Annotated in this window: 26 protein-coding genes, 1 pseudogene and 1 riboswitch; of the genes and pseudogenes, 14 read left to right on the top strand and 13 right to left on the bottom strand. The window is 60.2% G+C overall.

The annotated features are described in order from the left end of the window. Nucleotides 1–20 precede the first annotated feature (20 nt). Nucleotides 21–785: an ABC transporter ATP-binding protein gene (locus GRAN_RS11265; RefSeq protein WP_128913161.1), complete on the top strand. Its 765-nt coding sequence runs from the start codon at nt 21–23 to the stop codon at nt 783–785. A 101-nt stretch (nt 786–886) separates the two neighbouring features. Continuing rightward, the gene (locus GRAN_RS11260; protein ID WP_128913160.1) at nt 887–1,126 is read left to right on the top strand and encodes a hypothetical protein; all 240 of its coding nucleotides are present in this window, start codon (nt 887–889) and stop codon (nt 1,124–1,126) included. Here GRAN_RS11260 and GRAN_RS11255 read toward each other — a convergent pair. From GRAN_RS11255 to GRAN_RS11245, 3 genes are all read right to left on the bottom strand, one after another. Next, nucleotides 1,123–1,605 carry a protein-disulfide reductase DsbD domain-containing protein gene (locus GRAN_RS11255; RefSeq protein ID WP_128913159.1) on the bottom strand — a complete coding sequence of 161 codons (483 nt, stop codon included), beginning with the start codon at nt 1,603–1,605 and terminating at the stop codon, nt 1,123–1,125. The two genes, GRAN_RS11260 and GRAN_RS11255, sit on opposite strands and share 4 nt — an antisense overlap. A gap of 1 nt (nt 1,606) precedes the next feature. Beyond that, entirely contained in the window at nt 1,607–3,376 is a 1,770-nt protein-coding gene (locus GRAN_RS11250) for a hypothetical protein (RefSeq protein ID WP_128913158.1), read from the bottom strand. Nucleotides 3,377–3,449: 73 nt separating this feature from the next. Continuing rightward, on the bottom strand, nt 3,450–4,703 hold the full coding sequence (locus GRAN_RS11245; RefSeq protein ID WP_128913157.1) for a dipeptidase: 1,254 nt from the start codon (nt 4,701–4,703) through the stop codon (nt 3,450–3,452). Nucleotides 4,704–4,848: 145 nt separating this feature from the next. Between GRAN_RS11245 and GRAN_RS11240 the strand changes: the two genes are divergently transcribed. Next, nucleotides 4,849–5,703 carry a cupin domain-containing protein gene (locus GRAN_RS11240; protein ID WP_241654509.1) on the top strand — a complete coding sequence of 285 codons (855 nt, stop codon included), beginning with the start codon at nt 4,849–4,851 and terminating at the stop codon, nt 5,701–5,703. A 401-nt stretch (nt 5,704–6,104) separates the two neighbouring features. Here GRAN_RS11240 and GRAN_RS11235 read toward each other — a convergent pair whose 3' ends face one another. Next, the gene (locus GRAN_RS11235) at nt 6,105–7,064 is read right to left on the bottom strand and encodes a VWA domain-containing protein (protein ID WP_128913156.1); all 960 of its coding nucleotides are present in this window, start codon (nt 7,062–7,064) and stop codon (nt 6,105–6,107) included. Nucleotides 7,065–7,192: 128 nt separating this feature from the next. Continuing rightward, nucleotides 7,193–8,299: a dGTP triphosphohydrolase gene (gene dgt, locus GRAN_RS11230; RefSeq protein ID WP_241654508.1), complete on the bottom strand. Its 1,107-nt coding sequence runs from the start codon at nt 8,297–8,299 to the stop codon at nt 7,193–7,195. 168 nt (nt 8,300–8,467) lie between these two features. Here dgt and msrB point away from each other — a divergent pair, with 168 nt between their 5' ends. The 7 genes and pseudogenes from msrB to lon all read left to right on the top strand — a co-directional run bounded on the left by msrB (nt 8,468) and on the right by lon (nt 18,138). After that, nucleotides 8,468–9,085: a peptide-methionine (R)-S-oxide reductase MsrB gene (gene msrB / locus GRAN_RS11225; RefSeq protein WP_128913154.1), complete on the top strand. Its 618-nt coding sequence runs from the start codon at nt 8,468–8,470 to the stop codon at nt 9,083–9,085. Nucleotides 9,086–9,130: 45 nt separating this feature from the next. Beyond that, nucleotides 9,131–10,213 carry a Rieske 2Fe-2S domain-containing protein gene (locus tag GRAN_RS11220; RefSeq protein ID WP_128913153.1) on the top strand — a complete coding sequence of 361 codons (1,083 nt, stop codon included), beginning with the start codon at nt 9,131–9,133 and terminating at the stop codon, nt 10,211–10,213. A 199-nt stretch (nt 10,214–10,412) separates the two neighbouring features. After that, complete coding sequence (locus GRAN_RS11215; protein WP_128913152.1) at nt 10,413–11,705, top strand: aldose epimerase family protein; 1,293 nt, start codon at nt 10,413–10,415, stop codon at nt 11,703–11,705. A 222-nt stretch (nt 11,706–11,927) separates the two neighbouring features. Beyond that, nucleotides 11,928–13,400 carry a trigger factor gene (tig, locus tag GRAN_RS11210; protein WP_241654507.1) on the top strand — a complete coding sequence of 491 codons (1,473 nt, stop codon included), beginning with the start codon at nt 11,928–11,930 and terminating at the stop codon, nt 13,398–13,400. 61 nt (nt 13,401–13,461) lie between these two features. Further along, nucleotides 13,462–14,055, top strand: a pseudogene (clpP, locus tag GRAN_RS11205) (ATP-dependent Clp endopeptidase proteolytic subunit ClpP); the annotation flags it as partial. 165 nt (nt 14,056–14,220) lie between these two features. Beyond that, entirely contained in the window at nt 14,221–15,507 is a 1,287-nt protein-coding gene (gene clpX, locus GRAN_RS11200; RefSeq protein ID WP_128913150.1) for an ATP-dependent Clp protease ATP-binding subunit ClpX, read from the top strand. A gap of 207 nt (nt 15,508–15,714) precedes the next feature. Further along, entirely contained in the window at nt 15,715–18,138 is a 2,424-nt protein-coding gene (gene lon, locus GRAN_RS11195; protein ID WP_128913149.1) for an endopeptidase La, read from the top strand. Between the two features lie 72 nt (nt 18,139–18,210). On the opposite strand, the gene GRAN_RS11190 is transcribed toward lon, so the two are convergent. The 4 genes from GRAN_RS11190 to GRAN_RS11175 form a co-directional block, all read right to left on the bottom strand. Then, nucleotides 18,211–18,360: a lmo0937 family membrane protein gene (locus tag GRAN_RS11190; protein WP_128913148.1), complete on the bottom strand. Its 150-nt coding sequence runs from the start codon at nt 18,358–18,360 to the stop codon at nt 18,211–18,213. Nucleotides 18,361–18,487: 127 nt separating this feature from the next. Further along, entirely contained in the window at nt 18,488–18,766 is a 279-nt protein-coding gene (locus tag GRAN_RS11185; protein WP_128913147.1) for a MoaD/ThiS family protein, read from the bottom strand. Next, on the bottom strand, nt 18,756–20,051 hold the full coding sequence (gene thrC / locus GRAN_RS11180) for a threonine synthase (protein WP_128913146.1): 1,296 nt from the start codon (nt 20,049–20,051) through the stop codon (nt 18,756–18,758). The genes GRAN_RS11185 and thrC overlap by 11 nt, the downstream gene beginning before the upstream one ends. A 105-nt stretch (nt 20,052–20,156) precedes the next feature. Beyond that, a riboswitch (SAM riboswitch) is annotated at nt 20,157–20,260 on the bottom strand. A gap of 121 nt (nt 20,261–20,381) precedes the next feature. Beyond that, nucleotides 20,382–20,843 (bottom strand): DUF5872 domain-containing protein, encoded by a 462-nt coding sequence (locus GRAN_RS11175; RefSeq protein WP_128913145.1) that lies wholly within the window; start codon nt 20,841–20,843, stop codon nt 20,382–20,384. Between the two features lie 78 nt (nt 20,844–20,921). On the opposite strand from GRAN_RS11175, the gene GRAN_RS26660 reads away from it, so the two are divergent. Further along, entirely contained in the window at nt 20,922–21,053 is a 132-nt protein-coding gene (locus GRAN_RS26660; RefSeq protein ID WP_277751211.1) for a hypothetical protein, read from the top strand. A gap of 16 nt (nt 21,054–21,069) precedes the next feature. Here the strand turns inward: GRAN_RS26660 and GRAN_RS11170 are convergent, their stop codons facing one another. The 3 genes from GRAN_RS11170 to nuoI all read right to left on the bottom strand — a co-directional run bounded on the left by GRAN_RS11170 (nt 21,070) and on the right by nuoI (nt 22,801). Then, a complete protein-coding gene (locus GRAN_RS11170; protein WP_128913144.1) occupies nt 21,070–21,459 on the bottom strand; it encodes a hypothetical protein in 390 nt (129 codons plus the stop codon). Nucleotides 21,460–21,665: 206 nt separating this feature from the next. Next, nucleotides 21,666–22,154: an HD domain-containing protein gene (locus GRAN_RS11165; protein WP_241654765.1), complete on the bottom strand. Its 489-nt coding sequence runs from the start codon at nt 22,152–22,154 to the stop codon at nt 21,666–21,668. A 140-nt stretch (nt 22,155–22,294) separates the two neighbouring features. Beyond that, nucleotides 22,295–22,801 (bottom strand): NADH-quinone oxidoreductase subunit NuoI, encoded by a 507-nt coding sequence (gene nuoI, locus GRAN_RS11160; RefSeq protein WP_128913143.1) that lies wholly within the window; start codon nt 22,799–22,801, stop codon nt 22,295–22,297. Between the two features lie 46 nt (nt 22,802–22,847). Here nuoI and GRAN_RS11155 point away from each other — a divergent pair, with 46 nt between their 5' ends. Next, nucleotides 22,848–23,387: a molybdopterin-binding protein gene (locus tag GRAN_RS11155; protein ID WP_161570939.1), complete on the top strand. Its 540-nt coding sequence runs from the start codon at nt 22,848–22,850 to the stop codon at nt 23,385–23,387. Beyond that, nucleotides 23,342–23,902: a DUF4188 domain-containing protein gene (locus GRAN_RS11150; protein WP_338323430.1), complete on the top strand. Its 561-nt coding sequence runs from the start codon at nt 23,342–23,344 to the stop codon at nt 23,900–23,902. The genes GRAN_RS11155 and GRAN_RS11150 overlap by 46 nt, the downstream gene beginning before the upstream one ends. An 8-nt stretch (nt 23,903–23,910) precedes the next feature. On the opposite strand, the gene hemC is transcribed toward GRAN_RS11150, so the two are convergent. Then, nucleotides 23,911–24,855 carry a hydroxymethylbilane synthase gene (gene hemC, locus GRAN_RS11145; protein ID WP_128913140.1) on the bottom strand — a complete coding sequence of 315 codons (945 nt, stop codon included), beginning with the start codon at nt 24,853–24,855 and terminating at the stop codon, nt 23,911–23,913. 344 nt (nt 24,856–25,199) lie between these two features. On the opposite strand from hemC, the gene GRAN_RS11140 reads away from it, so the two are divergent. Beyond that, the gene (locus tag GRAN_RS11140) at nt 25,200–26,117 is read left to right on the top strand and encodes a ferritin-like domain-containing protein (protein ID WP_206662754.1); all 918 of its coding nucleotides are present in this window, start codon (nt 25,200–25,202) and stop codon (nt 26,115–26,117) included. The last annotated feature ends 10 nt before the right edge of the window (nt 26,118–26,127 follow it).

Raw genomic sequence — 26,127 nt, 5'->3', positions numbered from 1 at the left:
AGCAAGTACCGGAGATCCGGATGGCCATCGAAACCGCAGTCAGCCCCGACACCGCACCAGCCGTCAACGCCGAGGGTCCAAATCCTGGAGACGTCATCGTCACCAGCAATCTCTGGAAGACCTACGTCATGGGCGATCAGACCGTTAACGCCCTTCGCGGCGTAAACCTCCGCATCCGCCACAGTGAGTACGTCGCCATCATGGGCCCATCCGGCTCGGGCAAGTCGACCCTCATGAATCTCATCGGCTGCCTTGATTCTCCCACGCAGGGCAAGTACTGGCTCAACGGACACGACGTCTCCAGCCTCAACGACGACGAGCTCGCTCGTATCCGCAACAAGGAGATCGGCTTCGTCTTCCAGACCTTCAACCTGCTTGCTCGCGCAACGTCGCTCCACAACGTCGAGCTTCCCCTCATCTATAACGGCACCCCAGCCGCTGAACGCACTGCCCGCGCCAAGGCTGTCCTCGAGTCGGTCAACCTCGGCACCCGCATGATGCACAAGCCGAACGAGCTCTCCGGTGGTCAGCGCCAGCGTGTCGCCATCGCCCGCGCCCTCGTCAATTCACCGTCGATCATCCTAGCCGACGAGCCCACTGGAAACCTGGACTCAAAGACCTCTGTCGAAATCATGGCCCTCTTCGACGATCTCCACGCCAAGGGAAACACCATCGTCCTCGTCACCCATGAGCCCGACATTGCCGAATTCGCCCACCGCATCGTCACCATCCGCGACGGAGCCGTCGCCAGCGATCACCCGTCCAGCCGCGTCTCAGGTTCCTGACATAGGCTCTACGGATGTGGCAAGCTTGATACCCGAAAGTGCAATCCATAGTTCTATACGCGTGGGCGTATTGTGCTCTTTGTTGTAGGGAGCACACGTACATGAAGACACCACGACCAGAAACAATCAACCAGGCTATCGAAGACTGCCGTGCCGCAATCGCCGAATCAGAAGCGTCCCTTGCCGCCGCAACCATACGCGCCAGCCGTCCGAACGCTCCTCACCACGAGAAACTCGAAGCCCTCTTCTATCAGCAGGAGATTCGCGAGATGAAAAAGTGGCTCGCGGACGCGGAGCAGAAACGAGATAGCCTCGCGCTTTGCGGTGAAAGTATGCGTTAACGGCCGATCGTCAGCGGAACCGTCATCGTCTCCGTATGCGGAGGCAGGCAGACGCGATCCGTGCATGATTGATAGCGGACAAGAATGTGAAGCGCGCTCGCATCAGCCGACGCATTCCGTGCCGACTGAAGATGCAGCGTAAAGTCAGCCGCGCTGTCGAAAAAGCCCGTGGGTTGCTGGAAGTTAGGATCCGGAAGGACCTTCGGCTTCGCCTCTTCGACGCGCACGAGATCAGCCGGATCGCCCTCGGTGAGTGCAATCTCCGTGGCGATAGGCCCACCCTGCGGCTCTTCCAGCGCATAAAGATGCCACCCGGGATCAGGCTGTCCGGTGATGACCACTGTGAATTTCGCCCCCGCCTTGACCGGCTTGGTCGGAGCTGCCTTCACGCGCCACTGAACCGTCACCTTCGGAGCCGCAAAGGCTGCAGATCCACTGACGAGAGCCAGGACACACGCTAAAACGCACGAAGCCCTCATGTCACTGCGCTCCCTGCTGTGCCGCGCTGACCGGGATCACCGCAGCCTGCAGAACGCGATGTGTCACCGAATCCTGTACCCAGGCGGCGACCGCAAGATGTTCAGTCTGCATCGTCATATCCTTCGTCAGAAAGGTGATCTTCCCGAACCGGTCGTTCTTCTGCTCATATCCCTCAAGATAAGTTACAAGCGAACGGCTGATGGCTGCTGGATCAAAGGACGCGTCAAGGCTAACGGTAGCCGCAGGATCAACCGAAAAACCCATACCCGCAGGCTTGGCCAGAGCCCGCACAACCATGCGATGGAAGCGAATCCCATTCTCGCCACTGTAGCGCACATCATCTTCAACCAGAGCGAAGTTCACAACAAGGCGCGGCTCGACAGGACCGACAGCAGGCGCAGCCGGCTTCTTTTCCCCGGGACTCACCGCCTCAGGCCCAGCCTTCACCGCAAGGACCTTCTCAAGCTCTTTGCCGCTCGGCACACTGACAACCGCCTGCGCATGAATGAGCCCGCCATCAGCCTTCGCAGCAGAAACCTTCAACTCCACTCCCGTCACGATCGGGGCCGCGGCATCCACAGCCTTGGCGATCTTCCCATAGAGATCTTCGCTTCCCTCACGCCTCGCTCCGTAGATAGGCTGAACCTTCCCATCGATCACATACTCCGGCGTGTGCGCGATGTCATACACCTCCGCCCGCGCCACCGAGTCAGGATTCGTCAGCGGATCGGGCTCCGGAATGTGCTGATCGAAAGCAAGCGCAACGACCTCGCTGCGCGGATAAGCCTCAAGCACGCCCTCGACAGCAATATCTCCGCCAATACAGGGCGGACAGCCGGATCCGGTAAAGAGTTCAAGCAGCACCGTATGTCCACCGGGAACAGCAGCAACCTTGCCAGGAGTAAATGCCGGCGGATAGAGCTCGGCATAGCGGGCATCCATGTCGGCGGTGAAACTGGCATCGTTTCCACCATGCGCCTGCCGATAGAGCTGCATCATCTTCTCGCGGTCGGGCGCCTTCATCGACCCAAGAAGCTGCGCCCGTTCGAAAGACTCGAGCGCAAGCGCATCATCATGGTTCAACAGCGCCAGACGCCCCCTCTCCGTGTTGACATCATCGACCATGGGATCCAAGGCATAGGCCTCGGCAACGAGTGCCGCACCCTGCTGCTGCTTGTTCTCGCGCAGATACACATCCGCCAGCACAGCAACCGCCTCAGCGCGCGTCCTGGCGAACTGGGCATGGATCTCAAGCTGCTTCGGTGGCGGAACCTTGAACTTGACGTAAGACGCCAGCATCTCCTGTGAAAATGCCGTCTCCTGCAGATGGTTTACGGCATCCTTCGCAAGCTTCTCCGCTCGCGGCAGTTCAACCCCCGACGTCCCGGCCTCCGCAAGCTGATAAGCGAGGTCCGTCTCCGTCTGAAAATGCCCACTTCCCTTTCCGGAGTGCTTCACCAGGTACTTGAGCTGCCCATCGATCTCGGATGTCCTCTCCGGAAAGTTCTCAACGAGCAGAGTAAAGATCGCATCCTGTGCGCGGCCAATACGGCTGCTCTTCGGATACTCCTTCACGAACGCCCGCATGGCCGCCAGGCACTGTGCCGGATCGTTGATCGATCGCGCTGCCTTGTAAGCCCGCTCATCGGCAGGAAGCTGCTTCTTGACCGGCGCGGAACCCACCTCCTGTGCCTGAACGCGGAGAGCAGGGATCGTCAGAACGCAAGCGAGAAGCAAGGCCGATGTGCGGAAACGAGAGCGCGTGAACATAGGAAAACCTTGTCGCGGAGGAGATAGCCGGCACGCCCAGTATATTCGTGCTCTCCGCTCTCGCACGGACGAGTCATCCGCGTGTTTGCGTTATCTGCTTGAAAACGCGCAGAAGGTTGCCGCCCCAGAACTTATCGATCCGCTCCTCCGAGTAGCCGCGTCGTAGCATCGCGTCGGTGATCATCGGGAGGTCACGAACATCCCGCATCCCCTTGGCAAGGGTCGGTCCACCATCAAAGTCTGAGCCGATCGAGATATGATCTTCGCCCACAAGCTGAATCGCCCTGTCGACAACCGCGACCCAGTCATCGACCGCCATCTGAACCGACTCCGGAACCTGCGCCCCAAGCATCGGAAACTGCGGCGCAACAAGCTCGTCAACCTCGTAGATCGTCTTCCCCTTCACCCGATCCGGAATGCTCGTCGTATCCCAGAACGTTTTATGCCGATGCTCAGTCAGCCACGCATACTCACGCGGGTACGCAAACTCGCTGCCGATCTGAAATCCCATGACCCCACCCTTGGCCGCCAGCTTCTTCAGCAGGTTATCGGGCATGTTGCGCGGAATATCATTGATGGCCCTGAGCCCATGATGCGTGGAGACGATCGGGACATCACTTAGCTCGATCGCCTGCGAAATCGTCTGGTCAGACGAGTGCGACACGTTAATCACCATCCCCAGCCGGTTCATCTCGCGGATCAGGTCGCGCCCATGTTCATTCAAGCCATTCCACTTCGGTGGCGAGCAGCACGCGTCCGCATAGTTCTGGTCCCAGTTATGCGCCGACAGCTGGGCCGACCGCACGCCAAGCTGGTAAAGATCGCGCAGGACACCCAGGTCGCCATCGAGGTCATAGCTTCCTTCGATATCGAGAACCGCCGCAAGCTTCCCCTTGGCGCGAATGCGTTCGATGTCATCCGCATTCAGCGCAAGCTCAACCTGGTCGCGATTCATCTCCAGTTGGCGCAGAGCATGGTCCACGCGCCGAAAGGCCTGCTTGGTCTCGAAGCGGCTCGGGTAGTACTCCTCGGGAATGAAGACCGAGAGAAAGAAGGCGCCAACTCCACCCTCACGCGCGCGAACCAGGTCCCACTGGCCTACGGGGCTGCGTGTGCCCATGCTGCCACCGTGGTAGAACTCTCGGTCAAGCGCGTGAACGTGTCCGTCAAATACAAGCGCTCGCTTATGAATTGCCAGTGCCTTCGCGGAGATCACGGGCGCAGGAAGATCGGTGGTCGACTGCGATGCAACCTGGGCCCACAGCGAGGGATGCAGCGCTGCTGGAGCCAGTGCGGCATATCCGAGAAATCGGCGTCGTGTCAGCATGCGATCTTCCCTTTGTCCTTATAGTCCATATGTCCTAACTCCAGTCAGCCACGATGTTTACCTGAGTATGCCACTACGCGCATCTTGCTATATTCCGCGAAGTATCCAGTCCAAAAGAGTCCATACAAGATCGAAGGAGCTCTGCATGGCATTGAGCGGGACACCTCCAAAGCGGCCACGTCTCGCCGCCATCACGACAGCGTACAAGAAGTACCTGCATCCGCAGCACGTCGTCGACCGCCTCCTTGATGGCTACGGATGGAAAGGCGTTTATCACCGCCCCGAGATGGACGTCGTCTCACTCTTCGTCGATCAGCATGGTGAGGGAGACATCTTCCAGGAGCGCGCGGATCGCCATCCCACCATGAAGATCTGCCCGACGATCGCCGACGCGCTGACTCTAGGCACAGGCAAGCTCGCCGTCGATGGAGTGGTCGTCGTCGCCGAGCACGGCACCTACCCGATCAGCAACACACAGATGCTCGAAGGCGACGACGTCTGGGCGGCGGCGAGCGCTGGCCGCTGGTCGAAGGACCTGCTCAGCTCGGCGCTTTCACGCAGTGACACGCCGTTGGGGCTGAGCGTGCTCGATGGACGGCCGCAGGATCTGACCGTCGAGGGAATTCTGCCGCAACTGGTGAAGGATCCCTTTGCTTACTGCATCGAGTACAACGACGGCACGCGAGCGACGCTGCTGATGCTCAACGGTGCGGTTCGCGACTTCAACATCTCGGTGCGCGTCGCGGATCATGGCACGGTCTCGACGCAGTTCTTCACGACCCCGAATCCGAACCAGACGTACTCGGCGTGCCTCGCGGCGAAGATCGAGCAGATGTTCGTTACGAAGGCTGCGCCATATCCTGTGCAGCGGACGCTTCTGACGTCGGGTGTTCTGGAGGCCTGTCTCACTTCCCGGCATCGGCTGAACCAGAGGGTAGAGACTCCGCATCTTGCGGTGAGCTACCAGGCTCCGATGGAGTCGCAGTTCGCACGTTCCTAAGGGCCACCCCCCTCCCCATAGCCGGGGCGTAAGTCTTTTTCTGTCATATACTTACAGGATTCCATCTCCTGCAAATATAAGATATCAAAGGAGTTGCGGCTAAATATTAGACACGAAAAGACTTAGCTGTCGATGAGAGCCTTTTTTGTCCCTGGGGACGACTCTGCTTCCACTTATTTAAGTGTAGAAGATTAACCGTAACTAAAAGGACAGGGGCTTTTCGCTTTGTTTTGTTGGGGTTACGGTGTTTAGGGGCTTGACATGCGTTTTTGGCCCAGAATTTGAAGAATTTTCTTTTTATCGGTGGGTGAGATGGGCTTCGCCGGTGACCGCAAGGGCAAGAGAAAACCCAGACTCCCTTTCGGGAATGACAACCAAAGGGCAACGGCAACTCTCCGCCCTCAGGGTTGGGCGAAAAAGCCTTTTCGGGCCTGGACGCTTAGTTTCTTGTCCTTCGCTCGCAGTTCCAGCTTGTGATAGCTGTTGGGCTGAAGGTCTGGTGGCGGGGTGTAGCCGACCTCGTACTGCAAGCGCAGGTCCTGGCCGATTTCAGCGAAGATCTCGCGCAGGCTTATCGAGTGACTGACAGTAAAGACGCGACCGCCTGTGCTTTCGGAAAGCTTCTGCAGAATGGCTTTTCCGTTGTCAGTTCCGGGTGGGCGCGAGATACCGTAGCCGTTGGCAACGTCCCTGGCGCTGTAGAGGATGGAGTAGATCTGGATGTCGCCGCGCTGAGCCTGCTCGATCGCCTGTTCGACTGTCTTACGGCTTCCGTTGTCGCCGCCATCGGTGAGAATCACCATCGCCTTGCGTCCGGTCTCCCTGGCAAGGACCTCCTTGGCGACGATGTAGACTGCATCGTTGAGCAGGGTTCCGCCGACGGCGGAGGCATGAGAGCTGAGGCCGGAGAGGGCGAGATGCAGGGCGTTCGCGGAGCTCGTCAGGCTCTTCAATTGGAGAATGCTGTTGTCGAACTGCACGAGCATCGCTCGGTCTTCCCTGCGGCCAAGCATGGTTTCGAAGAAGACGTCGCTGGCGAGGGATTCGTCGCCGATGAATGTGCGCTGGCTTCCGCTCGTGTCGACCATGAGGGCAAGGGTGAGAGGAAGCTCCGAGCCCTGCGAGAAATAGTGGATGGGCTCTTCCCTGCCATCCTGCTTGAGGACGAAGTCGTCCTTGGTCATGCCTCCCCGAGGCTCGCCATCCTTGCTTTTGACCACTGCGGAGATCTCGACGACGCGGGTCGCGACCTTGAGCGTGGTGATCGGCTCGTCAGTCGAGGCAGGCGGCTGCGAGGCAGTCTGTGCCCAGCCGGTTACGGAAAGGGTCAGCAGACAAGAAAAGAAAAGACGGTTCGTCACGCGCTCGTGTCTCCTCTAACCGGAAGATAGGCTCGCGCCGCTAAACGTACGCCTTTGGCGTTAGACCGTCAATATGGGCAGACGCAGATTCCCTTCGGGAATGGCAACAAGCAAGGCAAAGGCAAAGGTTAGCGGCGGGTGCCGGGTTTGACCATGCGTTTGACGCCGACGTACTGCTGGAGGATGAAGCTGTCGGTCATGCCGGCGATGTAGTCGGCGACGACGCGGGCGTGGCCTTCGGATTCGACCTCGTCGATGTAGCCCTGCGGCAGCTCTTCCAGGTTTTCCATCCAGAAGTCAAAGAGCTTGGTCACGACCTCTTCCGCCTTATCGTGCTCGAGGGTGAGAGCGGGGCAGGAGTAGAGGGTGTTGTAGAGGTAGCGCTTTTCTTCCAGGCGCTCGCTTTCGGCTTGCGGGGAGAAGACGGAGAGGCGCTGCGGGTGGTTGCGGATGTCCGCGAGCGACTTCGCCCCGATTGCCTCGGCTCCCTGGCGGGTGGTGCGGATGAGGTCGTCGATAAGGGTGTTCTGCATGAGCTGCAGGGCTTCATTGAAGAGGAACTTCTCTTCGACACCGGTGTGCTCACGCTCCACCACCTCGTAGCAGCGGGCGAGGATGCTGACCTGGCTGCGGATGTGGTTGATCTCGAGGAGGCCGGATTCGACGCCGTCGTCGAGGTCCGCGGTGAGGTAGGCGATCTCGTCGGCGAGGTCGATCAACTGGGCTTCGAGGGGCGGGCTCTGGTCAAGAAAGTAGGAGGAGAGCTCAGGGTGTGTGACAGAGTCGTAGTCTCGGGAGTGCTTGACGATGCCTTCGCGGACGCCGAGGGTGAGGTTGAGGCCGCGATGCGCGGCGTAGCGCTGCTCGAAGTGCTCGACGATGCGGAGGGCGTGCAGGTTGTGGTCGAAGCGGAGGCCGTGGCGCTGGAGGCAGGCGTCGAGGGCGCGTTCGCCGGCGTGGCCGAACGGCGGATGGCCGATGTCGTGGACGAGAGCGAGGGTCTCGGCGAGGTCTTCGTTCAGACCGAGCGCGGAGGCGACGTTGCGGGCGATCTGCGCGACTTCGATGGTGTGGGTGAGGCGAGAGCGGAAGTGGTCGGAGGCGCGGGAGGTGAAGACCTGGGTCTTGCCGGCGAGGCGCCGGAAGGCCCGGGCCTGGACGATGCGGTCGCGGTCACGCTGGAAGGCGGTGAGGGATGCGTGCCCGGGCGCGGGGTAGACGCGCTCGAGAAGCACGTTTCCGCTACCTTCAGTGACTTTGCATGCACGTAGATCGCCATCGGTCATCAGGGTCCATCGTACGGGATAGCGGAAATATCCTCCAGTGACGGTTCCCGATCTGTAACCTAAGGGAAGGAAATCTGTCTCATCCGGTGGAGCGTTAAAAGAATTAGGAGCAACCCGATGATGAACCGGAACGATTTCGATGCAAATGGTGGAAGCCACACTACAGGTTCGACGCGAAGGGCGTTCCTGTTTACGACCGCCGGGGTTCTTGGCGCGGTCGCGCTCTGGTCGGCGCGCCTTCCGGGAGTGGCGTCGGCGCATGACCGCAGAGGCGACGGACCGGCGACGGTGACGATCGTCAACTTCGGCGCAGACGGCAAGCCTACGGGGAAGGCCGTCGTTCCGCATGTCGTGAAGCCGGACGCGGATTGGCAGAAGCAGCTTTCGCCGATCTCGTTCGACGTGACGCGGAATGCTGGAACCGAGCGTCCGTACAGCGGTGACACGTGGGACCTGCATGCGCGGGGGATCTTCCGGTGCGTGTGCTGCGATAACGCGTTGTTCAGTTCCGAGACGAAGTTCGAATCCGGAACGGGATGGCCGAGCTTCTGGCAGCCGATCGCCAAGGAGAACGTCGTCGAGACGACGGACCGGAGCCTCGGCATGGCGCGGACGGAGATCTCCTGCCGGGAGTGCGACGCGCATCTTGGGCATGTGTTCGATGATGGTCCGCGTCCGACAGGGCTGCGGTACTGCATGAACTCGGCCGCGATGCACTTCGTCAAACTTGCCTAAGCGGTTTTGGTTGATGGATTTCTTCGTCCCAGACCATAATGGGTCATGGAACCCCTGACATCCTTTGTCCCGAGCTCTGAGTTGACGGCACCGGCAGCTCTCAACGCGGTTCCGCTGCCCCGGGAGTGCACGTTTCCTGAGGCGGACTGGCGGGCGCTCGCACCTTTCTGGTACCCGGTTGCGTTCTCGCATGAGATTACGGACAAGCCGTACGCGGCCAAGCTGCTGGACGAGCGGGTGGTTCTGTACCGGTTGACGGACGGGACCATCACGGCGGCGAAGGACATCTGCTTTCATCGCGGGGTTCCGCTGAGCATGGGGTTCGTCGAGGGCAACGAGATTATCTGCCGGTACCATGGGCTGCGATATGCGCCGGATGGGCGATGTGTTTGCATCCCGGCACATCCGAATGGGGCGATCTCGCCACGGCTGCGGCTGCATATGTTTTCGGCGCAGGAACGATATGGGCTGGTGTGGGTTCGGCTGGTCGATGAGGGAGAGAGGCCGCTTCCGGAGTTGGAGGAGTGGTTCGACAAGGACTATGTCCAGGTGCTGCCGGAGGCAGTGTCGATCAACGCGGCGGCGGGGCGGCAGGTGGAGGGCTTCCTGGATGTCAGCCACTTTGCGTTCGTGCATGTGGAGAGCTTTGGGGAGTCGGACAACGCGGTGGTGCCGGACTACGTGGTCACGAAGAAGGCTGACGGGTTTGTGGCGGACTATATCAGCACGGTGAGCAACTACTCGCATGAGTTCAAGCATTTGAATCCGCCGGGGTTTATGTGGCACCGGAGGTTCGAGGTGTTTCTGCCGTTCACGGCGAAGCTGACGGTGACGTTTCCGGGTGGGGGGAAGCTACATATTTTGAACTTGGCTTCGCCGGTGTCGGCGCGGAAGACGAAGCTGTTTGTGCCGATCTGCCGGAACTTCGACAAGGACTCGCCGGTGCAGGCGACGCTGGACTTCAACTACCAGGTGTTCGCGGAGGACATCGCGATTGTGGAGCAGCAGTATCCGGAGGATCTGCCGCTCGACCTGCATGCGGAGGCTCACTTTCCGGCGGATCGGAGCTCCATTACGTACCGAAAGGGATTGGCGGCGCTGGGACTGGGAAGAACTTATACCTCGTAGCACGTGAGCGGACCCTTTCCAGATCCGGAAGCTTTAGTTGAGCGTAGTGCCCTTATCTTGTTCTATCGAATTGGCTTGTCTCTCCGAGTGGGTTGCCCGCGACCTTCAGCCGGGCTTAGGGTTCTTTCCGATAGAATGTGGCGTACGGTAATCCATCGCGGCGGCTCTATTGGAAGATCCCAGACTTAGCAGAATGTATTTGAAGCTCTTCCTGAGCAACCTGGAAGGGAAACTCGGGAGCTTCGGGAAACAGAACCTGATGCGATCCGGCATGGTGACGGGGATTCTCGTTGGCCTGCTCGTGGTCGGCGCGTCGGTTGCTTATTTCGAGAGCGGCAAGGGTCATCTTCACAAGTTAGAAGAGCATCTGTCGACGCCGGAAGAGCAGGAGGCGTCGCCGCCGCGTCCGGGGGGACAGGATCCCGTGGTTCTTTCGCGGTCGCCGGTTCCGGGTGGGTTGTTTCCGGAGTTCCTGTCGGCGACGCTGCTGCCGGGGCGCGGTATGGATGTGCTGCAGATCTCGGCATATCTGCCGGAAAAGGGTGAGGTTAACCTGCTCGCGGCGACGGACGTGGCGGGGGCGGTGCACGCCATGACGGGTGTGGATGAAGATTATGCCGGGGCGGCGAACCTGACGGACGGCGGGACGTTTCTTCTGCCGTGGGCGGGGCGGCTGGCTGGGCTGACGTCCATGGATGGAAAGAGCGCGACGGTCAACCTCCGGAACCAGGTCTTCAGCCTGCCGGCGAATACGGTTGAAAGTGCGGTACCGGTAGCCTATGGCGGCATGCTGCTGAACGTGCCCTCGAATAACGCCGGTGTGAATACCATGCCGGATGGCGGGTCGGTGACGGCGACGTACGCGACCGACAACTTTGGGGGACGATGGCCCTCGAAGACGGAGACCAAGGTTTCGGCACTCTTGAGCAGCCGGTGGATCGAGTTGACGGTTGACGTGAAGAATGTGGGAGATAGCGTGGTTCCCGTGGGGATTGGGTGGTCTCCGCGGTTTTTGATTCCGAGCGGCGACCGGAAAAAGGCCACGCTCCGTATTCCCGCTGACGTTCGATCGGACATCCGGGACAGCACGAGTGGGATGCCGAACGGTGAGTTGAAGCCCGTGACGGGGACGAAATACGACTTCAACACCCGAAACGGGGCGGAATTGGGGACGCTAGATCTGAACGACACGTTCCTGCACCTGAAGGCACCGCTCGACATGCACCCGATGATCGAGCTGCGGGACCCGGCGGCGCGGTTCGGGCTGAGGATTACGGCGCTGACTCCGACGATCAAGGCGGTTCACGTGTTTTCTCCGGCGAACTCGGATTATGTGTCGATCTCGCCGCAGATGAACTATGACGATCCGTTCGGCCGGTGGCCAGCTCATGAAGACACGGGCATGGCGGAAGTGGCACCCGGCCAGAGCGTGGAGTGGAAGATTCGACTGGAGTTGTTCCCGATCGCGGCGGCCTCCTCGCCGAAGATTTAGGCGGGCAGGGTCCGGGCCGGGAATGAGCGGGCGGACGGGCCTCCGCCCGGTTTGACCCCCTGTAGCCAAGACTCGTACAGTGGTAGTGGGACGCCTGCCGTGGGCGCCTCCCGCGCCTCCGTCGAGCGATCCTTCCTTAATAGATTGAGGGGACCCTCCTCCGAGGTTGGGCGGGGAGGGATGCGATGCGGCAGAACATGAGATTCCCTGGAAGGCACTGCATTGACCCCGACAGAGACTACGGACGTAAAGGAATCGGCTGAGCTTACGCCGAACACCGAGATGGCAGACGAGACACAGGTACACGATGAGCACACGCATGAGGGTCACGACCATGCGGGCCACGATCATGATCATGAGGGCCATGACCACTCCGGACACAACCATGGGCCGGCGCTGAATCCCGCGCTGGTTCGCGAGATTTCGGTCGAGGTTCCGGCGGATGAGGTTTCCAAGAGCTTCAAGTCCGTGACGAAGCGCTACCAGAAGCTTGCGCGCATCCCGGGCTTCCGGGTCGGCAAGGTTCCGGAGTCGGTGATCCGCTCGAAGTTCATGAAGGAGATCCGGCAGGAGATCCTTGAAGGGCTGGTCACGCAGCGCTTCCGCCAGGCGATCGAAGAGCAGACGCTGAACCCGGTGTCGCAGCCGCAGATCCTCGAGATGAACCTGTTCGACGGGCAGCCGCTCACCTTCAAGGCTGCGTTCGAGGTTCTTCCCGAGGTCGATATCACTGGCTATGACTCCGTGGCTGTGGAGCGTCCGACAGTCGAGCTGACCGACGAAGAGTACACGGCGGAGCTGGAGCGTGCGCTCGAGTCGCATGCGACGGTGGAGACGGTCGATGAGGATCGTCCGCTGGTCGATGGCGACTGGGCGGAGATCGGCTTTACCGGCAAGATGAAGGATCTCGCGCAGACGGTTGGCGAGGATGGCGTCGAGAACGCTTCGACGACCGAGCCCATTACGGGCGAGGATGTGCTGATCGAAGTTGGCGGCAAGAACACGCTTGGCGCGTTCAACGATGCGCTTCGTGGCGCGACGCCTGGACAGGAGCTGGAGTTCGAGGTCAGCTACCCGGCTGACTTCGGCGAACCTCGCCTGGCTGGTCAGACCGTTGCCTACGACGTGAAGGTGAAGGCGATCAAGAAGAAGACCTTCCCCGAGCGCGATGCGGAGTTCGCGAAGCAGCTCGGCAACTACGAGGACTGGAACGACTTCGAAGCGAAGCTGCGCGAGCGTAGCGCGGACCGCAAGAAGGACGCGCTCGAGAACGCGGCCAAAGAGAAGATGCTCGAAGAGCTCATCTCCAAGTATGAGTTCCCTGTTCCCGAGTCGTTCGTGCAGCAGCAGGTGGATGCGCGGCTGGATCGCGGTCTCCGGGCGCTTGCCCAGCAGGGCATGACGTCGGACGAGATGCGCAAGCTCGACTTCAACCGTCTGCGCGCCGCACAGCGCGACCAGGCCGTGAACGAGGTGAAGGCTTCGTTGATTCTCGACAAGATTGCCGAGACCGAAGGAGTGACCGTGACGGATGAGGATCTCGATCGCGAGTTGCTCATCATGTCGATCCAGGGACGCGAGCCGCTCGAGAGCCTGCGGGAGCGGATGCAGAAGGACGGTGGCATCGATCGCATGCGCGAGCAGATGCGCCGGGAGAAGACAGGTAGTGTCCTGTACGAGAAGCTCGCTTCCTAACTTGCGCTCAAGCATCTGTTAGGAATCGGAAACCGTTTTTGCCGTAGAGAAGAAAGAGAGCGCAATGGGATACATGCCTTTTGTAGTGGAGCAGACGAGTCGCGGTGAACGCAGCTACGACATCTACAGCCGCCTGCTGCGGGACAACATCATCTTCATGGGCACGCCCATCGATGACAATGTCGCGAACGTGATCATCGCGCAGATGCTCTTTCTGAGCGGTGAGGATCCAGAGAAGGACATCCAGCTTTACATCAACTCGCCGGGCGGATCAATTACGGCCGGACTCGCGATCTACGACACGATGCAGTACATCAAGAACGACGTGATGACCTTCTGCATCGGGCAGGCTGCAAGCATGGGCGCATTTCTCCTGATGGCCGGTAAGAAGGGCAAGCGGTTTGCGCTGCCTAACTCTCGCATCCTGATCCACCAGCCTTCGATGGGCGGGTTGAGCGGGCAGGCGACCGACATCGACATCCACGCTCGCGAGATCCTCCGGATCCGTGAGATCACCAACACACTGATGAGCAAGAGCACCGGCCAGCCGCTTGCGCAGATTGAGCGGGACGTGGAGCGCGACTTCATCATGACCGCACCGCAGGCGCGCGAGTACGGGATCATCGACGACATTATCGATCGCCCCCGCACCTAAACACTTTGCTTGCTGCCATGAAAGGCTCCGCGCTGCGGGGCCTTTCGTGTTGATGTACCACTTTCGCTCAGTACCCGAGGGGATGCCGCGCCATCCCCTGCTGTCAATCGGGTGTAAACTCAAGGCTAGACGGTTTGCGCGAGAAGACAGGAGTCGCAGTAATTTATGAAGACCTCACGGGGTTCCGACGAGTCGCTACGTTGTTCTTTCTGCCATAAGTCTCAGGATGCGGTCGCGAAGCTCATCTCGTCCCCCTCGGATTACCCGCGCGCCTACATCTGCGACGAGTGCGTCGCGGTGTGCAACTCCATTCTTGAGGATGACCGTACGGAAGCGACTCCGGGCGCGGCTCCGGCGCAGCTTCCGAAGCCCCAGGAAGTGAAGGCGTTCCTCGACGAGTACGTGATTGGCCAGGATCAGACGAAGAAGAAGCTCGCTGTTGCCGTCTACAACCATTACAAGCGCATTCAGATGAACAAGGTGCGTGGAAACGATGTCGAGCTTGCAAAGTCGAACATCCTCCTGGTTGGGCCTACCGGTTCAGGTAAGACGCTGCTGGCGCAGACCATGGCGAAGATGCTCGATGTGCCGTTCGCGATCGTCGATGCGACGACGCTGACGGAAGCCGGGTATGTGGGCGAAGACGTTGAGAACATCATTTTGAAGTTGCTGCAGGCCGCCGACGGAGACGTAACGCGCGCGCAGAGCGGCATCATCTACATCGACGAGATCGACAAGATTGGCCGCAAGGACGAGAACCCTTCGATCACGCGCGATGTTTCGGGCGAGGGCGTTCAGCAGGCTTTGCTGAAGCTTCTGGAAGGCACGATTGCCAACGTTCCGCCGCAGGGCGGGCGCAAACATCCACACCAGGAGTTCACCGTCGTCGACACGACGAACATTCTTTTCATCTGCGGCGGGGCTTTCGTCGGGCTTGAAAAGGTGATTGCACGGCGGGTTGGCAAGAAGGCGCTTGGGTTCCGGGCGCTGTCGAATCCGGATGCGAAGGATGTCGATGTTACGCCGATCCGGGCGCAGCGGGATTCGGAGTTGCTGCGCCAGGCTGAGCCGCAGGATCTGCTGAAGTACGGGCTGATTCCGGAGTTCGTCGGACGTCTGCCTGTTCTGGGAATTCTGGAAGAACTGGACGAGGTTGCGCTGATCGAGATTCTGACCAAGCCGAAGAACGCCATTCTGAAGCAGTACATGAAGCTGTTCGACTACGAGGGCGTGAAGGTCACGTTCACGGACGATGCAGCTCGTGAGGTTGCGCGTGAGGCGCTGCAGCGCAAGGTGGGAGCGCGCGGTCTGCGGATGATTCTCGAAGAGCTGATGCTCGACCTGATGTACTACATTCCGGGCAACAAGAAGGTCAAGGATGTGGTCATCACGGCGGAGATGGTGAAGCAGCACAACCTGACGCTGCCGACGCTTCTCGAAAAAGCCGGCTGACCGGTTTCGAGTTTTGCAGAATGAGGCGCGGGTCTTCGGACTTGCGCCTTTTCTCTTTGGCAGGTGTCGTTTGAACCCGTTTTGACATGATCGACCTGCTTCGTGCGATTGCTCCGCATTCGAGTCATCGACGCTTTACAATCACTGACAAGACCCGGGGCAGGCTGCATCGTTGCCGAGACTTCAACGTCTAATCTCAGGAGAACTATGACTACTCAATCGAAAGAAATTCTGAGCGGGGACGTACGGAAACTTCCCATGATGCCCATTCGGGACATGGTGATCTTTCCGCATATGATGACGCCGTTTGTCGTCGGACGCGAGTCGAGTGTACGGGCTCTTGAGGAGGCGTTGACCGGGGATCGGAAGATCTTTCTGGCGACGCAGCACGACGCCTCGGTGGACGAGCCGAGCGCGGGGGATATCTACGAGACGGGCACGATCGGGAACATCGTCCAGAGCGTGAAGATGCCGGACGGCAATATCAAGGTGCTTGTCGAAGGCGTGGAACGGGCGCGGGCGACGGAGCTAAATGACACCGATGGTTTCTTCGTTGCGACGCTGCGGACCGGAAATACGCACCTGGAGCTGACACCGCAGGTTGAGGCGATGGTGCAGCGGGTGCACACGCTCTTTGAGCAGTATTCGAAGCTGCAGCAGTCGTTGAACCACGAGACGACGGCGGCGAATGCGCGCACCGACGAGCCGCATAAGCTGGCCGATACGATCGCCGCGAGTTTGCAGCTTTCGATCGATGAGAAGCAGAAGCTGCTCGATGTCTTCGACCCGGAGACGCGGCTGGCGAAGGTCGCCGATGTGCTCGATGTCGCGATCGAGAAGCTGAATATGGATCGGACCATCCAGTCGCGGGTGAAGCGGCAGATGGAGAAGGCGCAGAAAGAGTACTACCTCAACGAGAAGATCAAGGCGATCCAGAAGGAGCTTGGGCGGGGCGAGAAGTCCGAGTTCGATGAGCTGAAGAAGAAGATCGAAGCGGCGGGCATGCCGAAGGATGTACTCGAGAAGTCGATGCAGGAGCTGAAAAAGCTGGAGGCGATGCCTCCGATGTCGGCTGAATCGACCGTATCGCGGAACTATCTTGACTGGCTGCTCGCGGTGCCGTGGAAGAAGCGGTCGAAGGAGATTCGGTCGATCGAGCATGCCGAGCAGATCCTGAACGAGGATCACTATGGGCTGGAGAAGATCAAGGATCGCATTCTGGAGTTTTTGGCGGTTCGGCAGCTTGTGAAGAATCCCAAGGGATCGATTTTGTGCTTTGTCGGACCTCCGGGTGTCGGAAAGACATCGCTTGGGATGTCGATCGCCAAGGCTACTGGACGGCGGTTCGTGCGGATGTCGCTGGGCGGGGTGCGGGATGAGGCTGAGATTCGCGGGCATCGGCGGACTTATATCGGGGCGCTGCCGGGGCAGGTGATCCAGTCGATGAAGAAGGCCGGGACGAAGAACCCGGTGTTCATGCTGGACGAGATCGACAAGATGGCTTCGGACTTCCGGGGCGATCCGGCGAGCGCGCTGCTGGAAGTGCTGGACCCGGAGCAGAATACGTCGTTCCAGGATCACTATCTTGATGTGGAGTACGACCTGTCGCAGGTTTTATTTGTGGCCACGGCGAACGTCTTGCATACGATTCCTGGGCCACTGCAGGATCGTATGGAGATTCTGCGGCTGCATGGATATACCGAGGTCGAGAAGCTCGAGATTGCGCGGCAGTACCTGGTCAAGAAGCAGCGTGAGGGCAATGGGCTCACTGAGGCTCAGATTGCGTTTGAGGATGGAGCGCTGAAGGGCATCATTCGCGGATACACGCGTGAAGCTGGTGTTCGCAATCTCGAACGGGAGATTGGGAATGTCTGCCGGAAGGTCGCTCGGCGCGTCGTGAAGAACGGCGCCGAGCATGCCGAGACGATCACGGCTGAGAACCTTGAGTCGATTCTGGGCGTGGCGAAGTTCCGCGACACCGTCGTGCATGAGAAGAGCGAGATCGGTCTTGTGACCGGGCTTGCCTGGACGGAGGTTGGAGGGACGATTCTTCAGACCGAGGTTCAGGTGCTCGATGGGAAGGGCAAGCTCACCACCACCGGGCAGCTTGGCGACGTGATGCAGGAGTCGGCGCAGGCTGCGCTGAGCTACATTCGCTCGCGCGCGCGGCATCTTGGGCTCGAGCGCGATTTCTATCGTCATCTCGATATCCACGTGCACGTTCCGGAGGGAGCGATTCCGAAGGATGGGCCGTCCGCAGGCATTACGCTTGCGACTGGGCTTGCGAGTGCGCTGACCAAGATCCCGGTTCGCCGCGACATCGCCATGACCGGAGAGATAACGCTGCGCGGTAAGGTTCTGCCGATCGGCGGGCTCAAGGAGAAGCTACTCGCGGCTCATCGGGTTGGGATCTTCGAGGCGATTCTTCCCGAGGAGAATCGGCGGGATTTTGCCGATCTTCCGGAGTTGATCAAGACGACGATGAAGCTGCACTTCGTCGAGGAGATGGACCAAGTACTGCAGATCGCGCTTGAAGGCAAGCTGCCGGAGCTGGCGGAAGAGATTCCTGAGGCTCTGGAGGGGGCGGTGATTCCGGTCGCCCATACCCCGCAGCCATCGGCCCACCAGTAAAACCACTTCCCTACTGTAACCAGAAAGGCCGAGCCCAGATGGGTTCGGCCTTTTCTCTGTTTGGCGATAGGGTTATGCGGTGCGGTTTCCCGAGATGAAGTGCATGATGACCGAGATCACCGCGAAGATCAGCAGGAGATGAATGAGGAGGCCGGCGCTCTTGAACATGACGAAACCACCGAGCCACGCGATGACGAGGACAACTGCAAGAATCAGGAACATGGTGAAACCTCTTTGAGTCCGATATATCGCGCGGTGCGCGAGCCAGTACTCCTACTGAGAGGGATCGGACAGAGGTTTCGTTGCACTGCGATGAAAATACTTTGGTTTACTTTCAGTAACCTGTGCGTTAGCAGCCGCCGGCGATCGACGGGATGAGCATGACTTCGTCGCCATCCTGAAAGGCGTAGCCCTCGCCGCCGAGGAAGCGGATGTCTTCGTCGTTGACGTAGACGTTGATGAAACGGCGGAGCTTGCCCTCGTCGTCCTTGATCTGGGTTCCGAGGGCGGGGAAAGTGGAGTCGATCTCGGTGAGGAGACCGGTGAGGTTCGGGGCGGTCGAGGCGAACTGCTTCTGACCCTCGGTGTGGCGGGTGAAGGCGGTCGGAAGCATGACTTTAAAGGACACGGACATCTCCTGCGGCTACTAGTTCTGGTTCGGGTTCGGAGACTCCATCGAGCTCCTTGAGGTATGCGTCGAAGTCGGCGAGACGCGGGCGGATAGCGCGGGCGACCTCGTACCGGCCGGCGAGCGCGTCGGTGGTCTTGAGACCGTTGCCGGTGATGCAGACGACGGTGGTTTCGTCAGGGTGGATGCGGCCCTGGGCGTAGAGGCGCGCGGTGACGGCTGTGGTGACGCCGCCGGCGGTCTCGGTGAAGATACCCTCGGTCTCGGCGAGTTCCTGGATGCCGGAGACGAGCTCGACGTCGGAGACGTCTTCGGCCCATCCTCCGTCGGCGATGATCATCTTCGCGGCTGCGGGGCCGTCGGCTGGGTTGCCGATGGCGAGTGAGCGGGCGATGGTGTTGGGCTTCTGCGGAATAAAGTTATCGGCTCCCTCGCGGACAGCGACGGCGATCGGCGAGCAGCCGGTGGCCTGGGCTCCGAAGAACTTGACGGGCTTGTCCTCGACGAGGCCGAGGTAGATGAGCTCCTTGAATGCTTTGCGAATCTTGCGGATGAGGGAGCCGCCGGCCATGGGGACTACGACGTTGTCGGGCAGGCGCCAGCCGAGTTGCTCGGCGATCTCGAAGCCTACCGTCTTGCTTCCCTCGGCGTAATAGGGACGGAGATTGACGTTCACGAGGCCCCAGTTGTACTCGTCAGCGATGAGGGTGCAGAGGCGGTTCACGTGGTCGTAGTTGCCGTCGATGCGAATGAGGCGAGCGCCGTAGACGAGGGTATTGAGAATCTTGGCGGGCTCGAGGTCTGCCGGGACGAGGATGCTGGCCTTGATGCCGAGACGGGCGGCCTGGGCGGCGACGGAGTTGGCGAGGTTGCCGGTCGAGGAGCAGCCGACAGTGGTGAAGCCAAACTTCTGCGCGTTCGCGAGCGCTACAGAGACGACGCGATCTTTGAAGGAGAGCGTCGGGAAGCAGACGGCGTCGTTCTTGATGTACAGGTTCGACGCACCAATGCGCTTGCCGAGGCGCTTCGCGCGGACGAGCGGGGTGAAGCCTACGGGCAGGTCGGGCTGGAAGCCGTCGGGGATGGGTAGAAGACGCTTGTAGCGCCAGATATTTGCTGGTCCGGCTTCAATCGCTTCGCGGGTGAATTCGCCGCGAGCGGAGTCGAGGTCATAGGCGATTTCGAGGGGCGCGAGGCAGTCGGGGCATCCGGAGAGAGGGCGGTTGCCGTAGCGTTTGCCGCACTCATTGCACTTCAACTCGTACGCGGTACAGGAATACTCCATTTGATCTCCCTGAGCGGGGGAGGGTCCGTTCTCTCGACGCGCTCTCTTGTTTTCAGGGAGGGGAGAAAACGGATGCAGTCCTGAATGCGGAACTGCGTGCTCCGAATCTCATGTTCCCCGTTTCCAGGAGAGAGTTGACACCGGTACCAAGTAGCTGTCCGGTTGTCGTGGCGTCTCAGGGCTCGTCCCTCAACCACTCTGCATGAAATTCAAATCTGCCGAAGCAGACTGGAATAGATCGTTTGTAGCACCAATGCGGGCGCGGGTGCAAGCTCACCCACAGGCGGTATCGCACCCATATGTGCGGTTTCCGCCCGATCGTTTTCGATGCTATTTCTTTGTGGCCGATTTACGGGCTTTTTTCGCTTTTTCTGTATTTGGGACGAATTGCTTGCCGGTCTTCGACGCTCGTTTCTTTTTTGCGTCGGTGGCCTTCTGTTCGGCGGGAGTGAGCTTGTCCCAGGCTTTGTCCGGGAGGTAACGGCTGGTGGATTTCTCCTGGATGGCCGGCTTTCCGTCGGTGGTGTGCCACTTCTCGTCACCCCAGTCCTTGAGGTGCTGCTGAGACTCGCTGCGTTCGTGCTTGTACTCGCCGCCCTCGGCCTTGTACTCGGAGGCTACGAGCTGAGCCTTGCGGGCGCTCCATTGATTGGGTTTGCCGCCCTTATCGCCCTTCATGAGCTTCTGCTTGATCTTCTCGCGGAGGGCTGGGTCGGTGTAGTTGGCGGCGGTCTTCTTTGCGGGAGGTTTCTTTGCTGCGGTTTTCTTTGCTGCGGCCTTCTTTGCGGTCATCGCCTGCACCTCGTTCGAGTGAGATGCGAAGGGAATGGAAGGAGGAACGGCAACAGGAGACGCAGATTCCGTTCGGGAATGACAACCAAAGAAGCGAAGGCAACAGGAATAGCGATCCAGGGCAAGGACCGCGACCTGGCCGCTTACGCTGCCACCTTAGCCGACGATGAGACCATCGGCGAAGATGGGGCACCCAACCAGCTGGGCTGAGGAAAGGCGCTGATGTCTAGTGGCGGACGACGATGTCGCGGACGCCTTCGACGAACGAGGCGGGGTCGAACTCTGTGCGGAGGATCTCGTCGGGGCAGTCGGTGAGGATGGCGACGCGCCAGTTGCAAACGAAGGCGACGAGTTGCTCGTGCCTGGCGGTCTTGACCTCGGAACAGAGGTGCTCAGCTTCAGGGATGCCGTCCTCTCCCTCAACGTCGATGAGGACGAGGTCGAAGGGCTTGGTCATGAAGATTGACAGACCGTCCGTGGCGCTGAGGGTGGAGTCGACCTCGAAGCCGGAGATGCGGAGGATCTGGTCGCGAAGAGGCCGGAGCATCTCGCGCCGGCAGATGTGGAGGATTCTCTGCTTCTGTTCGGGTTGTGAGCTGCCGGTTACCGGTACCAAAGACCTTGCTCCTGCGACAACATTTTTCGCACACCAGCCTGCGGCGGTTTGAGGCCGAAACAGACCCCGACCGTCCGCGAATCGGAATAAAACGGAGGGTACCCGTAGAGTTTACAAAAGGGTTTGCAGAACTTGTATTTTGTTTTTTGTCGGAATCCAATGTTACATATGCGACATAACAAGTCTTGAACGGAAGATGGCGTTGTCTAGTGCAGACGCCCGCTTCCCTCGGTGGCTGCGGCCTGCAGGAACTCGCGGAGGATGCGAATGCGCTCCTCGGCCAGGCGGCGTGCGGAGGCAAGGCGAAGAAGAGGGGGCAGATGGTCGAGCGCCTTCTGGAGTGAGGCGACGGCGTCCGAAAAGGTGACGAAACGGGTGTCGCGGCCGACCTTGGCTACGGTGCGAAGGATGCCGATGGCTCCGAGCTGCTCGAGGATGTCGGCGTCGCGGAGGATGGTGCTCTCGAGGGACTTTGGCTCGGTCGAGGGCTGGTGGTGCCGAATGCACTCGACGACGGCTTCAAGCTTCGCGGAGGGAAAGCCGTTGGAGATCAGGACCCTGGGGGCGAGATCAACCGCGTAGGCGACGCTGTCCCAACGTTCGAGGGCTTCCTGCTCCTCCGGGCGGTGGCCGACGAAGACGCCCATATCATGCAGCCAGGCCGCGGCGTAGACGACGTCATCGTCGTAGGTCAGTTCTGTCCCGATGACCTGGGTGAGTGCATAGAGGCGGGGCTGGTGGCCGTACTTTTCGCCGGCTTCGCGTTCTCCCGGACGTAGAGCTCAAGGGCTTCCCGCCAAGGCTGGGAGGGTGCGTTCACTTTGGCTAAAGAGTCTTAGCTGAGCACGTTCGCGAGATCCTGCTCGTTGCGGCCCTCGAGCGGAAGCGCGGGGCGGATGCCGACGAGAAGGTCTTCCTTGCGCATGACCAGGGTGGTCGCGTTGAGCGAGGCGAGCTCGAAGCCATGGCCGTGGGTGATGGCGTCGGTGGGGCAGGCCTCGACACAGTAACCGCAGAAGATGCAGCGGTTGTAGTCGATGTTGTAGACCTTGGCGTAGCGCTCGGCGGAAGAGATGCGGACCTCTTCGGTGTTCTCGGCGGCTTCGATGTAGATGCAGTTCGAAGGACAGGCCGCGGCGCAGAGGAAGCAGGCGACGCATTTTTCGAGGCCATCTTCGTCGCGCTGGAGCTGGTGCTTGCCGCGAAAACGCTCCTGAAAGATGGCGCCGCGCATGGGGCCTTTGCCGTCGGGGTAGTTTTCAACTTCGGTGGGCTGGAACATCTCCTTGAAGGTGATGGACATTCCCTTGGCGATGGCGGCAGCGTCGCGGATCATGGACATGGTTTTGAGTATACGACGACGTGTGGGTTAGGCTGAAGGCATGAACATGTCGCGTGCCGTGGCGCTCCCGTTTGTGGCTCTTGTTTTCAGTCTGGGTGCGTTTCCCGTGTGCGGCGGAGCGCAGGCCGGGGCTCCGATGGCGGAGCATGCCCACGCCAAGGCTGTGCCTTCCGCGGCACTGATGGTGTCGGTCGAGGGAAAGACGGTTACCTTCACCACGGCGGACCTGGAGGCGATGACGCAGAAGACGGTGACCGTCCATAACGCGCACAACAGCATGGACGAGACGTACTCCGGGGTTTTGCTGACGGAGGTGCTCGCGAAGGCTGGGGCCGGGGACGGCTCGTTGGGGAAGGCGCTGCTGCGGAGCTATGTGAAGGCGGCGGGGACGGACAAGTACTGGGTGCTGTACTCGGGGATCGAGATCGACGGGGCGGCGCATGCCGGGCAGGTCCTCGTGGCGACGAAGCTGGGCGGGCAAGCGCTGGGCGACGATGGGGCTTTCAAGCTGGTCAGCTCGGAGGACAGCAAGCCACAGCGGTGGGTGAGGAATTTGACGGCACTGACGCTGGTGAAGGCGGAGTAGCTCTACCGGGACTGGGGAACAACGTGGCAAAGATATTCGCGGGACGCGCGTCAGCTCGGATAGAGGGGCCTTTTGTCATTTTTCTCATCGGCTTTCGGATCAACCGCTTCTTTGCTTTCGGAAAGTGGATGCCGGTCGCGAGGGCCATGGGACCGATGATTCGAGAGCTGGTCGCCCATCCCGAGATGGGATTCCTGTATGCCGAGCCGATGTTTACGTGGCGTGGCGTGGCCATGGTGCAGTACTGGCGGAGCTTCGAACAGCTTCATACTTATGCACAGGATCGGAACGCGCACCATCTACCGGCGTGGGCGGCGTTTAATCGGAGCGTCGGTTCGGACGGCAGTGTCGGGATCTGGCACGAGACGTACGAAGTTGCGGCGAATCGATACGAGTGTGTTTATGCGAATATGCCGCTCTGGGGTCTGGCGAAGGCCGGCAAACAGGTGGCGGCCACCGGGCGACGGCAGGGAGCGAAGGACCGGATGGGTCTCCCATCCGATGAGGATAGCTAGGGCCTAACCTAGTTGGCAGTTGCCGCCAGCAGGTCGAGGGCTCCACGTTCTTTCAGGTGGGCCGCGACGCGCTGGCCGAACTCGATGGGGTCGGCGGAGTGGGTGGATTCGGCTTCGAGCTGGATCATGGTGTCGCCGTCGGGGGCGACGACCTGGGAGTACATCTTGTAGCCTTCGCTGGTTGGCTGGCAGAGAACGCCTACGGGGAGCTGGCAGCCTCCGCCGAGGACGTCGAGGACAGACCGTTCGGCTTCGACAGAGAAGCGAGTGTGTGGATGGTTGAAGAAGGAGATCGACTGACGGATGTACTGGTCGCGTTCGGTTGAGCCGGAGCGTGTTTCGAGTGCGAGGGCTCCCTGGCCGGGAGCAGGACAGACCTCGGTGGGATCGAAGCGCTGGTGAACCCACTCGGCGCGATTGAGGCGGTCCAGTCCGGCGGCTGCGAGGACAAGAGCGTCGCACTTGCCGTCAGCGAACTTTTTCAAACGGGTGTCGATGTTGCCGCGAACGTCTACGAAATTGAGGTCGGGCCGGAGAGCGAGAAGCTGGGCGCGGCGGCGTGGGCTCGTGGTGCCGACGGTGGCGTTATCGGGCAGGGTGTGGAGCGCCCAGAACTGCTCGCAGACAAGGACATCGCGTGGGTCCGCGCGCTTGGGGATAGCGGCTATTTCGAACTGAGGTTCGAGTTGGGTGGGCAGATCCTTGAGGGAGTGAACGGCGAGGTCGATGCGTCCATCTTCGAGCGCTTCTTCGATCTCCTTGATGAAGATGCCTTTGCCGTCGAGCCCCGGGGGTGGGACAAAGCCGGGCTGCTGCATGCGGTCGCCGGTGGTGCGGATGATCTCGATCTCGGTCTGATAGCCTGCGTCGCGTAGGGCATACGAAATGTGGTTGGCTTGCCAGAGGGCGAGCTGAGATCCTCGGGAGCCGATGCGAATAGGTGTGGGCTTCATGTCTTAAGCAGGATACGGCAGGGACGGCATCCGGCGCTAAGTCGCACATAAGACGAGTGAGCGCCCGGTTCGATTCACGTTGGTTACACTTTCCCTTTTTCGCGCATCCTACGTGGTGTTGCCCCGCAGGAACCGTCTCTTCCTCGTCTTCTACGAAAGCTGACAAACGATTCGCATTTTCACAAATCCAGAAGTACGGTCAGGCCGTAATAGAAGTTAAGCCTTACCCAGGCTTCGACAAGGCACGTAGCTCTTTCTTTCTCGTTCGCAGATTTCTTTCTCGTTCGTAGATTTCTTTCTCGTTCGTAGATCGTTTAACCGTTTCATTTCGGAGGTCGATTCAAGTGAACAAGATCGAGCAACTTCTCCACTCCGGGCCATCGCGACGCAGCTTTCTTGCTGGCGCCGGTGCTCTCGGCGCAGCGGCCATCGTTACTGGCTGCAATAGCGATTCTGGTACCGCCGTATCGCCGACAACTCCAACCACGCCGCCGGCGCTCGACCTGCCGGATAACGACGTCCTGAACTTCGCCCTGAACCTCGAGTACCTGGAAGCCGAGTTCTATCTCCGCGCAGCGACCGGAAGCGGTATCTCCTCCGCCGATGGCGGCTCCGGCACCGTTGTTGGCGGAACTGCTGTTCCAGGCTTCACCGCGGCACAAGCAGCGTACGCCAACGAGATCGCACAGGCGGAGCTGAACCACGTTCGTTTTATCCGAGCGGCAATTTCGGGCAACAGCGGAACGCCCGTCGGACGACCTAACCTCGACTTCACAAACTCATTCAACGCCCTGGCTACGGCCGCCGGCATCGGACCCATGTTCAACCCGTTTCTCAACCCAACGAACTTCCTCATCGGCGCGTTCATCTTCGAGGACGTAGGCGTCACGGCTTACAACGGAGCCGCTCCCCTGCTCAGCAGCAACACTTTGCTGACAGCAGCGGCAAGCATCATGGCCGTAGAGGCTTACCATGCCGCCGAACTTCGCTCGCGCATTGTGGCTACGTCGATCGGAGGGGATAACACCTACCTCAATTACGCTAACCAGATCATTGCGTTGCGCAGCACGCTCGGTGGCGGCAATGAAACGGTCCTTTCGCAAACCAGCATCGTTGCCGCCAACAGCAATGCAATTGCCTACGCGCGCAACACCAGCCAGGTGCTGCACATCGTGTACGGCACGGGCGGCGGCGCGGGAGTCAGCAAGGGCGGATTCTTCCCCAACGGCATGAACGGCGTCATCACCACCACGGCATCCTAAGGACAGACAT

The organism is Granulicella sibirica, from assembly GCF_004115155.1.
GTDB lineage: Bacteria > Acidobacteriota > Terriglobia > Terriglobales > Acidobacteriaceae > Edaphobacter > Edaphobacter sibiricus.
Note: the sequence above shows the minus strand (reverse complement) of the source record. Positions and strands in the feature narration are given on the sequence as shown.